Origin of the sequence: Deinococcus alpinitundrae (assembly GCF_009982895.1) — a bacterium.
Lineage (GTDB): Bacteria > Deinococcota > Deinococci > Deinococcales > Deinococcaceae > Deinococcus > Deinococcus alpinitundrae.
Genome location: NZ_WXZL01000010.1, coordinates 100415 through 113597, shown reverse-complemented (window position 1 = coordinate 113597; position 13183 = coordinate 100415). Strand labels below are relative to the sequence as shown.

At 66.3% G+C, this 13183-nt stretch carries 12 protein-coding genes; 6 read left to right on the top strand and 6 right to left on the bottom strand.

All coding sequences use genetic code 11. The features are described from left to right. The first annotated feature begins 107 nt into the window (after window positions 1-107). Window positions 108-812, top strand: a complete 705-nt coding sequence (locus GUI70_RS11325) for an alpha/beta fold hydrolase (protein ID WP_161882418.1) — start codon at window positions 108-110, stop codon at window positions 810-812. 76 nt (window positions 813-888) lie between these two features. Beyond that, window positions 889-1503, top strand: a complete 615-nt coding sequence (locus tag GUI70_RS11320; RefSeq protein ID WP_237724856.1) for a DedA family protein — start codon at window positions 889-891, stop codon at window positions 1501-1503. On the opposite strand, the gene GUI70_RS11315 is transcribed toward GUI70_RS11320, so the two are convergent. From GUI70_RS11315 to fdhF, 3 genes are all read right to left on the bottom strand, one after another. Beyond that, window positions 1500-2303, bottom strand: a complete 804-nt coding sequence (locus tag GUI70_RS11315; RefSeq protein WP_237724855.1) for a formate dehydrogenase accessory sulfurtransferase FdhD — start codon at window positions 2301-2303, stop codon at window positions 1500-1502. The two genes, GUI70_RS11320 and GUI70_RS11315, sit on opposite strands and share 4 nt — an antisense overlap. 1 nt (window position 2304) lies before the next feature. Then, window positions 2305-2868: a helical membrane plugin domain-containing protein gene (locus tag GUI70_RS11310; RefSeq protein WP_161882417.1), complete on the bottom strand. Its 564-nt coding sequence runs from the start codon at window positions 2866-2868 to the stop codon at window positions 2305-2307. A gap of 68 nt (window positions 2869-2936) precedes the next feature. After that, window positions 2937-6125 (bottom strand): formate dehydrogenase subunit alpha, encoded by a 3189-nt coding sequence (fdhF, locus tag GUI70_RS11305; RefSeq protein WP_237724854.1) that lies wholly within the window; start codon window positions 6123-6125, stop codon window positions 2937-2939. Between the two features lie 196 nt (window positions 6126-6321). On the opposite strand from fdhF, the gene GUI70_RS11300 reads away from it, so the two are divergent. Continuing rightward, complete coding sequence (locus GUI70_RS11300) at window positions 6322-7257, top strand: 2-deoxy-5-keto-D-gluconate 6-phosphate aldolase domain-containing protein (protein ID WP_202630461.1); 936 nt, start codon at window positions 6322-6324, stop codon at window positions 7255-7257. Window positions 7258-7269: 12 nt separating this feature from the next. On the opposite strand, the gene GUI70_RS11295 is transcribed toward GUI70_RS11300, so the two are convergent. Then, on the bottom strand, window positions 7270-8010 hold the full coding sequence (locus tag GUI70_RS11295) for a segregation and condensation protein A (RefSeq protein ID WP_161882416.1): 741 nt from the start codon (window positions 8008-8010) through the stop codon (window positions 7270-7272). Between the two features lie 6 nt (window positions 8011-8016). After that, entirely contained in the window at window positions 8017-9015 is a 999-nt protein-coding gene (trpS, locus tag GUI70_RS11290; RefSeq protein ID WP_161882415.1) for a tryptophan--tRNA ligase, read from the bottom strand. Between the two features lie 76 nt (window positions 9016-9091). On the opposite strand from trpS, the gene nspC reads away from it, so the two are divergent. From nspC to GUI70_RS11275, 3 genes are all read left to right on the top strand, one after another. Continuing rightward, complete coding sequence (gene nspC / locus GUI70_RS11285) at window positions 9092-10294, top strand: carboxynorspermidine decarboxylase (RefSeq protein WP_161882414.1); 1203 nt, start codon at window positions 9092-9094, stop codon at window positions 10292-10294. A 154-nt stretch (window positions 10295-10448) separates the two neighbouring features. After that, entirely contained in the window at window positions 10449-10760 is a 312-nt protein-coding gene (locus GUI70_RS11280) for a hypothetical protein (protein ID WP_161882413.1), read from the top strand. 133 nt (window positions 10761-10893) lie between these two features. Beyond that, entirely contained in the window at window positions 10894-11946 is a 1053-nt protein-coding gene (locus tag GUI70_RS11275; RefSeq protein ID WP_161882412.1) for an Ig-like domain-containing domain, read from the top strand. 61 nt (window positions 11947-12007) lie between these two features. Here the strand turns inward: GUI70_RS11275 and GUI70_RS11270 are convergent, their stop codons facing one another. Then, complete coding sequence (locus GUI70_RS11270; RefSeq protein ID WP_161882411.1) at window positions 12008-12997, bottom strand: asparaginase; 990 nt, start codon at window positions 12995-12997, stop codon at window positions 12008-12010. Window positions 12998-13183 lie beyond the last annotated feature (186 nt).

Below are 13183 nucleotides of genomic sequence, written 5' to 3'. Positions count from 1 at the left end.
GCACTCTTTGTACTTTGAAGTGATGTACTGCAGTTGTCTGTCTTGATGCAGTCTGATATTTAGGCAAGCTTCATGTAGAGCGGCGCTCCGCAGACCATGCTGTGGGCATGACCACTTCAAATCGCCCCTGGCTGCTGGCGCTGATGCTCTCCCTGCCGCTGGGCCTGGTCGCCTGCGCGCCCACCGCCCGGCCTGTTTCGGTGATCGGCCCCAATCAGTCGGTGACGCTCAACAATGCCGTGACGGTGCCTGCCGTGGGCGAACGCAGGGCCACCCTGATCTATTACTCGGGCGGTAAGGTCAAGCCCGAAGCCTACCGCTGGCTGGGCGAGGCGCTGGCCCCCTCCGGCATTCAGACTGTGATTCTCGGCTTTCCAATGGACCTGGCTTTCTTTGCCCCCAACCGTGCCGACGAAGTGCTGGCGGCCCTGCCCGCCGGGGAAAAGGTTTACCTGGCGGGTCACAGCCTCGGCGGTGTGACGGCGGCGCAGTATCTGGAGTCGCACAAGGGGCGTGTTTCGGGCTTGGTCTTGCTGGGATCGTATCCCGCCGACAACGTTACCTTGCGGGGCCAGGCTCTCAGGGTGCTCGATCTGGAAGCCGAGAACGACGGCCTGAGCACGCCCGTCAAGGTCGAGGACGGCCTGGGGCGGCTGCCGGAAAGCACCCGGCTCGTCAAGTTGCCGGGAGCCGTTCACGCTTACTTTGGTCGCTACGGCGATCAGGCGGGCGACGGCACGCCCACCGCCAGCCGTGCAGCTACCGAGGCTCGGATCGTGGACGCAGTGCGGGACTTCATGCTGGAGCCGTAAGCCCGACCTCGGGTCGGAAGGGCGGTCCTTCTGGCCTCCGGCCACTTGCTCATCCGCTTGATCTACACTCGGGGCCGTGCTCGCCTGGCTCGATTCTCTCCATCCGTTCTGGCTCCACTGCTCCAGCTTCGTGCTGATGTTTCTGGAGGGCATGGGCATTCCCGGCATTCCCGGCATTCTGCCGATGCTGGCGCTTTCGGAATCCATCCACGCCGGGCACACGACACTCTGGGAGGCGCTGCTGTCGGGCACACTGGGCAACTGGCTGGGCAGTTTGGTGGGCTACCGCCTGGCGGCCTCGCTGCTGGTCCGCTTGCCACAGAGCTGGCAGCGCTTGGCCCGCAGCCAGCGCACCGCCCGCTTGATGGCACGCTACGGCGGCCTGTTGGTGGTGATCAGCCGCACCATCGGCTCATTGCGCACGCCGGTGACGCTGTACGCCGGAGCGAGCGGCTACGCCTGGCCCGCTTACCTGGCCTGGAGCGCTGTGGGGGCAGCGGTGCACGTGGGCGTCTGGCAGACGTTGATCTGGCGTTTCGGCCCCAGCATTCTGGAAGAATTCGAGCAGGTGCAGGGTCAGGCGCTGCCTTACCTGATCGGCGCGGTGCTGGTCGTGGCGGCGCTGGCCTGGTGGCGCTGGAAACGCCGGGCAGCGCTGCCGGCAGAACCGGAAGAAGGGCTGGAAAGCTAACCGCGCCCGACCCGCTGCGCGCCCGCGTGCACGTTAAAACGCCCGGCCCGCACGAAGCCCACCAGGGTCAGCCCCAGCGCTCCGGCAGTGTCGGCGGCGAGGCTGCTGGCCGCCCCCACCGTGACTGTGACGGCCACGCCCGCCAGCGCCGCCTTCTGCACGATCTCGAACCCCGCGCGGCTGCTGGTGACCAGCACGCGGTCGGTGAGCGGCAGTTCGCTGCGCCGGGCGGCCCAGCCCACGACCTTGTCCACGGCGTTGTGGCGGCCCACGTCCTCGAAGGCGCACAGCAGTCCACCGTCCGGCGTGAACAGACCCGCCGCGTGCAGGCCACCGGTGGCCGCGAAGCCTGGCTGGGCGCGGCCCAGCTGCTCCGGCAAGGTCAAAATCAGCTCGGGGTCGAGCGCACCCGCTGTCCAGAGCGCGGGCGCGGCCCGAATGCTCAGGCGTTCCACGCTGCCCGACCCGCACACGCCGCAGGCCGCCGAGGTCAGGGTGGCCCGCGCGGCGCCGCGCAGCCGCTCAGAATCACCGCGCAGGATCACGACATTGGGAGTGTCCGGGTCGGTCTCCAGCCCGTCTACCGCCTCCAGCAGGCCCTCGGCCCACAGCCAGCCGGCCACCAACTCGCGGTCGTGGCCGGGCGTGCGCATCATCACGCTGAGGGTCGAGGCCTCCCCGGACGAATCGTGGCCGATGCGCAGTTCCAGCGGCTCCTCGACGGCCAGCACATCGTCCGTGTCGCTAAACCCCCCGGCCCGGTAAGCCCGGATGGGGGAGGTCGCGGTGCCCCTGCGCACGCTAGCGGCGAACAGGCTGACGGGGCCTTTTCGGCGCGTTGGGTGTGGGCTGGACCTGGTCGTGACGGTCGAACTCGCCCTGGTTCGGCGTGTCGGTGGTGTCGCCGCGCGCTTCCCGCAGCGAGCGCCCAGCGCCCTGAAGCAGTCCGAACACGGCCCCCAGCGCCAGTTGCACGTCCCTGTCGCTCAGCAGCTTGAGCAGCTCACCCAGGCCCACGCCCTTGCCCTGGGCCACCCGGCGTGCGCCCTCACTGATCCCGGCCTCCACCGCCGCGCCGAGCTGCCCCACGGCCTGCGGGTTGAGGCTGCCCAGCGTTTTGCCCAGCTCGGTGACGCTGCGGATGGCTGCCAGGGTGTTGTCGTTGGTGAGGGTGTGCAGCAGCGAGGACGTCAGGCCCTCGCCGCCGCGCACCAGCTTGCTCAGCACGTCGAGCACCCCCGCCTCGTGCAGCTCGCGCAGCAGTTTCAGCGACTCGGTGCGGGCCTCGGCGCTCTCGAACTCGGCCTCAGCGTGTTTTTCCTGGGGGGTCTTGGGCTTGGGGGTGTACTGGATGTATTTGGCCATGTGGGGGATTACCTCGGTGGGTCGTTGCCGGAAGTGGAGGTCAGCACAGTGCCGCAGGCCCTCGCTCCTCAGTCGTCCCCGCCGATCGCGTCGGCCCGGGCGTTCAGGCTGTCTCCGGAAAGCGGCAGGCTGCTGCCAGGAAAGGCGTAGTCGGGCCGCGCCCACTTGCGCTGCACCTCCACGCCGCGCTGCGGGGTCGCCTGGTGGTAGCGGTGGTTGCTGCGCGGCAGCGGCGCAGCGCAGTCCTCCCCCAGCACTTCCATGCGTACGGCGGTGTCCTTGTAGGCGGGGGTGTTGGTATTGGTGTCCTTGTTGGCCCCGGTCAGGCGGTTGACGGCGTCCACGGCGTTGCGAATGTTCAGCGGCACGTACAGCTCCTTGCCCTGCACCCGGTCGGTGACGAGTGCCCGCAGGCGCACCGCGCCCACGCTGGAGACCAATCTCACCGCGCTGCCGTCTTTGATCCCGCGCTCGACGGCGAGTTCGGGACTGATTTCCACGAAGCCGTCCGGCACCTGCTGGGCGATGCCCGGCACGTGAAAGGTCAAGTTGCCCTCGTGGAAGTGCTCCAACATCCGGCCCGAGTTCAGGTGCAGGTCGTACTCCTGGCCCGGCGCGTGGGTGCGCGGCTGGTACACCGCCGGGTAGAGGGTCGCCTTGCCGTCCTCGCTGTGGAATCTGTCGGTATACAGCAGCGGGGTGTCGGTGCCGTCGGCTTTGACCGGCCAGCACAGCGTCTTGTAGCCTTCCAGCCGCTCGTAGGTCACCCCCGCGAACAGTTCGGTCAGCGAGGCCGCCTCCAGCATGATCTCGGCGGGGTGCGTGTACTTCCAGTTCGCACCGAGACGATTGGCGACCCGCTGCAAAATTTCCCAGTCGGGCAGGCTGTTCTCGTAGGGTTCTATCGCCTGATACAGCCGCTGAATCCGGCGCTCGGTGTTGGTAAAAGTGCCGTCCTTTTCCAGCGCGGGCGAGGCGGGCAGCACCACGTCGGCAAATTTGGCGGTGTCCGACATGGTGATGTCCTGCACGACCATAAACGTCAGGCGCTCGAAAGCCTCCTGGGCGTGGTTGCTGTTGGCGTCGGTCAGGCCCATCTCCTCGCCATTGAGGTACAGAAAGTGCAAGCTGCCGTCCAGCATGGCGTCGATCATCTGGGTATTGTCGAGGCCCTTCTCGCGGCTGAGCGCCACGCCCCAGCCGGCTTCCCACTTGGCCATGATCTCGGGCCTGCTGATCTTCTCGTACCCGGGCAGCAGGCTGGGCATCGCGCCGAAGTCGGACGCGCCCTGCACGTTGTTGTGGCCGCGCAGCGGGTAAGCGCCGGTGCCGGGGCGCATGTAGTTGCCGGTGACGAGCAGCAGATTCGAGATGGCGGTGCTGGTTTCCGAACCGCCCATCTGCTGCGTCACGCCCATCGCCCAGCAGATGCACACGCCGCCGTTCTCGGTCTGGTCGGACGCGTCCACCAGCATGTCGGCCACTTGTCTGAGGGTGACCTGGCTCAGCCCGGTCTCGGCCTCGGCAAAGTCCAGCGTGAAGTCCTGGATGCTCTCGCGGTAATCGGCAAGACCGTTGACGTGCTCGTCCAGAAAGGCTTGCGAGGCCCGCCCCGTATCCAGAATGTGCTTACTCAGTGCCGAGAGCCACACGAAATCGGTTCCAGGGTTGGGGTGCAAGCATACGTCGGCTCGCTCGGCCAGTTCGTGCTTGCGGATGTCGGCCACGATCAGTTTCTGGCCGTGCAATTTGTGGGCGCGCTTGATGCGGGTCGCCAGCACCGGATGCGACTCCGTGGTGTTGCTGCCCACCGTCATCACCAGCCGGGCCACCTCCAGATCCTTGATGGTGCCCGAGTCGCCGCCGTAGCCCACCGTGCGCCACAGGCCCTGGGTGGCGGGCGACTGGCAGTAGCGCGAGCAGTTGTCCACGTTGTTGGTGCCGACGACGGCTCGGGCCAGCTTTTGCACCAGGTAGGCCTCCTCGTTGGTGGCCTTGCTCGACGCCACGAAGGCCAGGGCGTCGGGGCCGTGCTGCGCCTTGATCTCGTTCATGCGCCAGGCGATCAAGTCGAGCGCCTCGTCCCAGCTGGCCTCGCGGAAGAAGTCGTTGCCGTCTGCATCGCGGCTGCGGATCAAAGGCGTCTTGAGGCGCTCGGGGCTGTTGGTGTAGTCCCAGCCAAACTTGCCCTTGACGCAGGTCGAGACGCCGTTGGCGTGCCCGCTCAGCGGCTCCACCTTCAGGATCTGGCGGTCCTTGGTCCAGACATCGAAGGAGCAGCCCACTCCGCAGTAGGTACACACCGTCTTGGTGCGCTTGACATACCCCTCGCGGGCTGCCGACTCGATTTCCGACACCTTGAAGATTGGGCCGTAGCCGCTGCTGGCCTCGCTGCCCTTGACCACGCCCACCGCCGCATCGAAGACCGTCAGCGGAATGCCGGTGAACACGCCCGCCTGATGCACCATCGAGGTTTCCATCAGCGCGTTGCAGGGGCACACCGAGACGCAGTGGCCGCAGCTCACGCAGCTGCTGTCGCCGATCGGCTGGCCGCCGTCCCACAGCACGCGGGGGTTGGTGCCTTCCCAGTTGATGCTCAAAGTTTCGTTGACCTGCAAGTTCTGACAGGCTTCCACGCAGCGCCCGCACAGAATGCACTGGTCGGGGTCATAGCGGTAAAAGGGATTGCTCCAGTCTTCCTCGTAGGGCTTGGGCTGGTAGGGCCGCGTCTGGTGCTCGATGCCGAGCAACTCGACGGTGTTGTGAACCGTGCAGTTGCCGTTGTTGTTGTCGCAGATGGTGCAGTAGAGGTCGTGGTTGGCCAGCAGCTTGTCCATGCCCTCGCGCTGGGCGGTCCGGGCGGCGTTGGTCTGGGTGCGAACGATCAGGCCGTCCTTGACCGGCGTGGCGCAGGCGCGGACGAGCTGGCCATCGACCTCCACGATGCAGGTGTCGCAGGTCTGAATGCTGCCGAGTTGCGGGTGGTAGCACACCTGCGCCACGTCGATCTGGGCGCGGTTGATGGCGTCAATGAGCAGCTCTCCCGCCTGACCGATAAAGGCCCCGCCGTCGATTTTGAGGCTGACGGCCTGGGCACCCCGCAGCGGCCCGGCGTCGGGTTGGCCCGCCGTGCCGCTCACGCCCGCGTAAAAGTGCGGCAGGGTCGTTTCCCCGCTGTGCAAATCGCGCCTGGTCTGCAAGCTGGCGTCGTCCACCGCGCCCTGGATCATGTCGTCCCTGCGAACTTTCTCGCTCATCTGCTCTCCCTCGCTGCTACTTTACGCTGAGCATAAGTGGGGAAGAGAAACCTCAGTTATCGCCCAGCACGCTTTGTGTGAAGCGTCCAAAGGCAAGATGGAGATCGCCGGCCCGGTGGCGGCTCCGGTTCAAGAGCCCAGCTGATTTGAGCCGCCCTTCATCCCAGGTGATCAAACCGGGGTGTACGGTGACCCCATGACGATGCGCGATCTGAAAAATCCCGGCCTGCGACAGCCCGCTGCCCTCTACATCCTGCCGTTCGATCACCGCGATTCGTTCGAGCACGGGTTGTTCGGCTTCTCGCCGCCGCTGAGTGCCGAGCAGACCCAGCAGGTCAAGGTGGCCAAGCAGGTCGTGTACCAGGGCTTTTTGCAAGCGGGCGTCCCGCTCGACTCGGGCGGCATTCTGGTCGACGAGCAGTTCGGATCCGAGATCTTGCAGGACGCCTACGCGCGCGGCGTCCTGACCGCCTGCCCCGCCGAGAAGAGCGGCCAGGACGAGTTTGAGTTCGAGTACGGCAGTGATTATCAGGCGCACATCGAGGCCATGAATCCGAGCTATGTCAAGGTGCTGGTGCGCTACAACCCGGCGGGCGACGCGGCGCTGAACGCCCGGCAGGCGAAGAAACTGGCGGGCCTCTCGGCTTATCTGCAAACGACCCAGCGCCCACTGATGTTCGAGCTGCTGGTTCCGGCTACGGCTGCCCAGAAAGACACCTCCGGTGACGACACCCAGAACTACGACACCCACGCCCGCCCCGGCCTGATGGTGCAGGCCATTCACGAGCTTCAGGACGCGGGCGTGGAAGCGCAGCTATGGAAGGTGGAGGGCGTCGGGGAGCGGGGGGACGCCGAGGCGCTGGTGGCGGCAGCGCGGCGCGGCGGGCGCGAAAACGCAGCCCTGATTATTCTGGGGCGCGGTGCGGACGACGCTCAGGTCAAGCGCTGGCTGGAGGTGGCCGCCGGGGTGCCGGGGTTCATCGGCTTCGCGGTGGGCCGCACGACCTTCTGGGATGCCCTCAAACGCTGGCGGGCGAGCGAGATCACTGCCGAGCAGGCCAGCGCCGAGATCGCCCGCAATTATTCCGGCTGGATCAGCGCCTTCGAGGCGGGGCGAAGCCAAGGAAACTGAGGCGAGGCCCGCTCAGCTTTCTTCCCCCAGATGCCGCACCTCGATGTCCCCGAACGTCTCAGTCTGCTCGGCGCTGAAGCTACCCTCCTTGACGCCTTCGAGCAGCGCCGAGAAGTAGGTGGCCCGCTCGCCCCAGTCGGCCACCGGCACGCTCAGAAACGTGAAGGTGCGCAGCCGGGCCCCGAAAGCCCGCAGCGCCCGCAAGGCTCCGGCCAGGGTGAGACGCTCACGCGACAGCAGCGGCACCTGCACCTCGCGCACCGCGCTCTGGGCGGCCTTGACCAGTTTTTCCAGCCCGCTGCGGCCCACCGCTGGCCTGACCCGGCGCGGCCACTCGATTTCAAGGGGCCGTGCCGCGATCAGCCCGGCCCGCTCCGAGCGCCGCTGCGCCAGAAACGACACCAGCTCGCCGAGTTCGGCCAGTGCCTCCACGCCCTCCAGCACCTCGCCCAGCCCATCGTCGTCGTCAAACTCCGTGGTGGGGGCCGCGTCGTGCCGGGGCAGCAGCAGCCGCATCTTGAGGGCGATGACGCCCGCCAGCACCGGCAGCGTTTCGGCGTGCTCTTCAGGCGTCAACTGCTGCGCTGCGATTCTGCCGAGCAGTTCGCGGGTCAGGTCCAGCAGCGACACCTCGCCCGGCAGCATCCGCCCCGAGCGCAGCGCGGCGGCCAGCTCAGTCAGCGTGCCGGAAAAGCCGGGAAAGGTGAAGTGAGAGAAGGAAGCCGCTGGTGCGGACTCAGGCGCGGCAATCACGGGTCGTCACAGCTTCGAAAACCCCATCTTCTCCCGCACTTCCGCCATCACCGGCTGAGCGATGGCGCGGGCCTGCTCGGCTCCGTGGGCCAGTGCGTCGTAGACCCGCTGCGGCTCCTGGTTCAGGGCGGCGGCGCGTTCTTGAATGGGTGTCAGGGTGCGCTCGATGCCACCCAGCAGCGCTTTCTTGCAGTCGATGCAGCCGATTCCGGCGCGGCGGCACTCCACGTCCACCATCTCGATGGTCGGCAGATCGGAAAACAATTTGTGGTAATCGAAAATCAGGCAGATGTCGGGGTTGCCGGGGTCGGTGCGGCGCACGCGGGCGGGGTCGGTGGGGGCCACCCGCAGTTTCTGCCAGATGCTGCCGAAGTCTTCCAGCACGCCGATGGTGCTGCCCGGCCCCTTGCTCTTGCCCATCTTGCCGTTGCCGTCCACACCCGGCACGCGCAGGGCATCCTGGGTCAGCACCGCTTTGGGCTCGGGAAAGGTTTCGCCGAAGGTGTGGTTAAACCGCCGGGCGATCTCGCGGGTCAGCTCGATGTGCTGCACCTGGTCCTCGCCCACCGGCACGGTGTCGGCCTTGTAGAGCAAAATGTCGGCAGCCATCAGCACCGGGTACATCAGCAGCCCTGCCGGAACGCTCTCCAGCTTGCCCGCCTTGTCCTTGTACTGGGTCATGCGCTCCAGCTCGCCCACCGGGGTCTGCACCGTGAGCAGCCAGCTCAGCTCGGTGTGCTCGCGCACGTGCGACTGCACGAAGAAGATGACCTTCTCGGGGTCGAGCCCTGCGGCCATATTCGCCAGTGCCATCTCGTAGGTGAGGCGGCCAAGGGTGTCCTTGTCGTAGGCCAGCGGATTGGTAGGCGCGTGCAGATCGACGATGCAGTAAATCGCTTCTTTGCCGTACTGCTGGCCCAACTTGACATAATTGAACATCGCTCCGAACAGGTTGCCGATGTGCGGCTCTCCGGTAGGCTGGATTCCTGAAAAGACCCGTGACATGCGGGGAAGTGTAGCGCCAATCTGGGGCGGCTGAATCAGCACAAAGGCCCACCCGTCCATTGTGTACCCTGGGTTTATGACTGCCGTTGCCCCCGAGTTTCCCATCACCTTGCCCGACGTGTACCCCGCCGACGCCATTCCCTGGAACACCATTCCCAGCCCCGCCTTCGTGCTTGACGAATCGCGGCTGCGGCGCAACCTGGCCCTGATCTCGCAGGTGCAAGACCTCAGCGGCGCGCAGATCATCGTGGCCTTCAAGGGATTTTCGATGTTCAGCACCTTTGGCTGGCTGCGCGAGGCCGGGATCACCGGGGCGACCGCCAGCAGCCTCAACGAGGCGCTGCTGGCCCGGCAGGAAATGCGCGGCGAGGTGCACGTCTACGCTCCGGCCTACAGTGACGGCGAGTTTCCCGAGCTGCTGGCGCTGGCCGACCACCTCACCTTCAACTCCTTCTCTCAGTGGGAGCGCTTCAGGCCGCAGGTCGAGGCCGCCCGAGCCGGGGGCAAGCAGGTCGGTATCGGCATTCGCATCAACCCCGAATACGCTGAGGTCGAGACCGATCTCTACAACCCGGCCGGGCCGTTCTCGCGCCTGGGGGTGACCCGCAGCAACTTCCGGGCCGATCTCTTGGAGGGCGTGGATGGCCTGCACTTCCACACCCTCTGTGAGAAGGACGCTGATACCCTGGAGCGCACCCTCGAAGTCGTGGAGCGCAATTTCAGCGAGTTCTTGCCGCAGATGCGTTGGGTCAACTTCGGCGGCGGCCACCTGATGACCCGCGAGGGTTACGACACCGACCGCCTGATCCGGCTGGCGCGCGCCTTCCGGGAAAAGTGGGACGTGGACGTGATTCTGGAACCCGGCTCGGCCTTCGGCTGGCGCACCGGCTGGCTGGTCAGCACCGTGCTGGACGTGGTCGAGAACGGCAAGCAGATCGCGCTGATGGACGTATCGGTGAGTGCCCACATGCCCGACGTGCTGGAAATGCCCTACCGCCCGAACGTGCTGGGGGCTGGACTGCCCGGCGAGTTGCCGCACGACTACTTGCTGGGCGGCACGACCTGTCTGGCGGGCGACGTGATCGACGAGTACTCGTTCGGCCATGCCCTCAAAGTCGGCGAGCGGGTCATTTTCGACGACATGATTCACTACACCATGGTCAAGACCAGCTTCTTCAACGGCGTCAAGCACCCCGATATCGGTATCTGGCACCAGCGCGGTGAATACCAGATCGTGCGCGAGTTCGGCTACGACCAGTTCAGAGCCAAACTGAGCTGACCCGTGGGGCCGAACGCCCGAACCTGAGCTGCAGCTGATAGAACCCGGTCTCACCTGAAGAGACGCTTCATACTCACTTGAGGGTCATGTGTACCCTCCGCCCTGGCCTACACTGGGACCAATCACAGTCAGGCAGGGAGGTGGGCAGACAAGGGTGCGACTGATTCGGCAGGCCCATGAATTCGAATACCGCGATGCGGCTGGCATTGACCGGTTCGGTCAGGCCGATGTCTGGCAGACCGGCAGCGGCGAGCGGGCGGTGCTGGTGCTGCGCGGTCTGGACCGCTGCGCGGGCAGCGACGTGATGTTGCAGGCCCAAGCGCGTGAGGCCCTGGGCTACCTGGCCCACAGCTGGCTGCCGTTTCTGGTGCCCGACGCCCAGCTTGACGTGCTGATCTTGCGCCGCACGGGCGCGCCCTCTGAGGACAGCCCGGCGCTGAAGGTGCGCGCCTTGCTGCTGGCCTGAGCGCGGTTCACACCCTGCTGGCCACACTTTGACGGGGATTTGACGCCCCACCTTCTAGAGTGCTCTCCAGACCGGGCACACAGGGCGGACCCATCAGAACGTCGCCGCCCGCCCGGTCAGGAGGCGGTCTGTGATGCGTCTTTTTCCAACTGTTTCGTCTGGTCTGGGCCTGGCCATGGCCGCGTTGACCCTGAGTCTGTCCGCCTGTAGCGGCTCGAATCCTGCTCCACCGCCGCCGGACCCCAGCGACACCACCCCGCCCAGCATCGTCTCGGTGACGCCCGCCAGCAGCTCGACCGGCGTCGCCAAGGACGCCAACATCGTCGTGACCTTTTCCGAGGCTATGAATCAGGCCAGCGCCCAGGCGGCGTTTCAGTCGGCAGACCTGGGAGCGAGCACCATCAGTTGGGACGCCTCCGGCAAGGTCATGACCGTCAATCCCAATGCCGATCTGGTCTACACCAACACCGGCAAAAGCTACAGCTTTCAGATCACCAACACCGCCACTGACCTCAAGGGCAACGCACTGAGCAACCCGACCAGCGCCAGCTTCAAGACCTTCCGGCAGCTCTCGGCGACCTTGCCGGTCAGGGCCAGCACGGTGGGCGAGATCAGCAACACCTTCACGGTCAACTCGGTGGCGGGAGACATCCGGGTGGGTGATCAGGCCAACAACACCTCGCGGCGCGGCTTCGTCGGCTTCGACCTCACCGGGCTGCCAAGCGACCTCAATCCGGCCAACATCGTGGCGGCGCGGGTGCGGATGTACGTTGACTCCTTCGTGGGCACACCGTTGACCGATCTGTTCCAGTCGTGCAGCGGCCAGTTCTGCTTGTATACCGGCAAGAGCGTGGCCCTGGAACACGTGGCCTACGGCAACACCATTGCCGGCAGCGCCTACGGCATCGCGCCGCTCTCGGCAGACGTGCGCGGCCTGACCGACGAGACGCCCTGCGCCAGCACCATCATCTGCCTGTTCGTCAGCACGACCACCGGCTGGAACACCAGCGACATCAGCCCCTGGCTGAGAGACGATCTGACCAACCGCGTGGCGCGCGGCAACCTCAGCGAGGTCCGGCTGTCGTTTCCCAAGGACACCAACGGCGACAGCTCGGCAGATTACATCGCCGTCAGCAACCTTGAGGCGACCAAGGCCCAGCTCGTCGTTACATACCTGATTCCCTGAACCTCTCCCCAGAAGCGTCCCGGCCAGGGTTCAGGGCCGGGGCGCTTTTCCTGGGCTGCCTTCAAAACGCTCCCCGCCCGAACACCCCAGCGATCTCGGCCCGGCTCAGGTTCAGGCCCAGCAGCACGATCAGCAGGATGCGGGCCTTGTGGGCGTTGAGGAAGCTGGCGGGAATCGCCCCGGCGCGCACCAGCGTGGCCCCGCCGCCCGGATAGCCGTAGATCGGCAGCACCGGCCCGGCGTGGGTGCGTGTGGCGATGACGACGGGCTTTTGGGTGCGTGTGCAGGTCTGCTCAATCAGCGCCAGCAGTTCGGCGGGCAAATTGCCGGTGCCCAGCGCGGCGATCACCAGGCCGTCAGCCCGCTCGGCCGCTTCCGCGTAACCCTCACCCTGCCACCCGGCGTAGGCGTAGAGCACTTCCACGCGGGCATCGACCCGTGCGGGGCGGTAGAGCGGGCGCGGCTCGGGGCGGGCGAAGTAGTGCAGCGCCGCCCCGGCAGGTCCGTAATCGATGCGCCCAATCGGGCCGGGGTAGCCCCCGAAGGCGTCCACTGCCGTGGTATGTACCTTGGTCACGGTGCGGGCATCAAAAATATCGCCGCCGAACACCACCAGCGGGCCGCGCCCCCGCGTCTGGGCATTCACGGCCACCTGCGCCGCATCGTGGAGATTGCCGGGGCCGTCCCAGCTCGGCTCCTCAGCGTGGCGCATGCTGCCGGTCAGCACCACCCCGGCAGGCGTGCCGAGCGTCAGGTGTAAAAAGAAAGCCGTTTCCTCGAGCGTGTCGGTGCCGTGGGTCACGACCAGGCCGCCGTACTCCGGCGCGAGGTCCTCGATCAGTCCGCGCAGGCTCTCCATGTGCGCGGGCGTGATGTGTGGGCTGGGCAGATTGAACGCCTGAATGTCGTCGATGTGCTCCGGGCGAATCGGCCCCGACACCGGCGTTTGCGGCGCTCGCTGCGGCGTCAGGCCCGCGCCACCGGGATCGGGACGGCTGGCGATGGTGCCGCCCGTGTGAATGACGGCCAGCCGGGAAACAGGAGTACCCATGCCGCCCAGTCTAAAGCTGGGCAGACTAGAGCTGAGTAGCCCGGATCAGCCTGGCCTGGTCGCGCCATGAGCGTCAGGCAGGTCAACTGGGCCACTTGCTAAACTCTGCTCGGCGCTCAGCCTGCATGCTTGGGTGAAAAGAGGTCTGATTCGTGAAGTCCGGTCCAGTCCCAGCCTCCCCCAAAG

Bases quoted from the DNA above. Each gene is read 5' to 3' on its own strand.
- fdhF (WP_237724854.1), bottom strand. From the start codon at position 6,125: ATGAGCGAGAAAGTTCGCAGGGACGACATGATCCAGGGCGCGGTGGAC.
- GUI70_RS11325 (WP_161882418.1), top strand. From the start codon at position 108: ATGACCACTTCAAATCGCCCCTGGCTGCTGGCGCTGATGCTCTCCCTG.
- GUI70_RS11270 (WP_161882411.1), bottom strand. From the start codon at position 12,997: ATGGGTACTCCTGTTTCCCGGCTGGCCGTCATTCACACGGGCGGCACC.
- nspC (WP_161882414.1), top strand. From the start codon at position 9,092: ATGACTGCCGTTGCCCCCGAGTTTCCCATCACCTTGCCCGACGTGTAC.
- trpS (WP_161882415.1), bottom strand. From the start codon at position 9,015: ATGTCACGGGTCTTTTCAGGAATCCAGCCTACCGGAGAGCCGCACATC.
- GUI70_RS11275 (WP_161882412.1), top strand. From the start codon at position 10,894: ATGCGTCTTTTTCCAACTGTTTCGTCTGGTCTGGGCCTGGCCATGGCC.
- GUI70_RS11300 (WP_202630461.1), top strand. From the start codon at position 6,322: ATGACGATGCGCGATCTGAAAAATCCCGGCCTGCGACAGCCCGCTGCC.
- GUI70_RS11310 (WP_161882417.1), bottom strand. From the start codon at position 2,868: ATGGCCAAATACATCCAGTACACCCCCAAGCCCAAGACCCCCCAGGAA.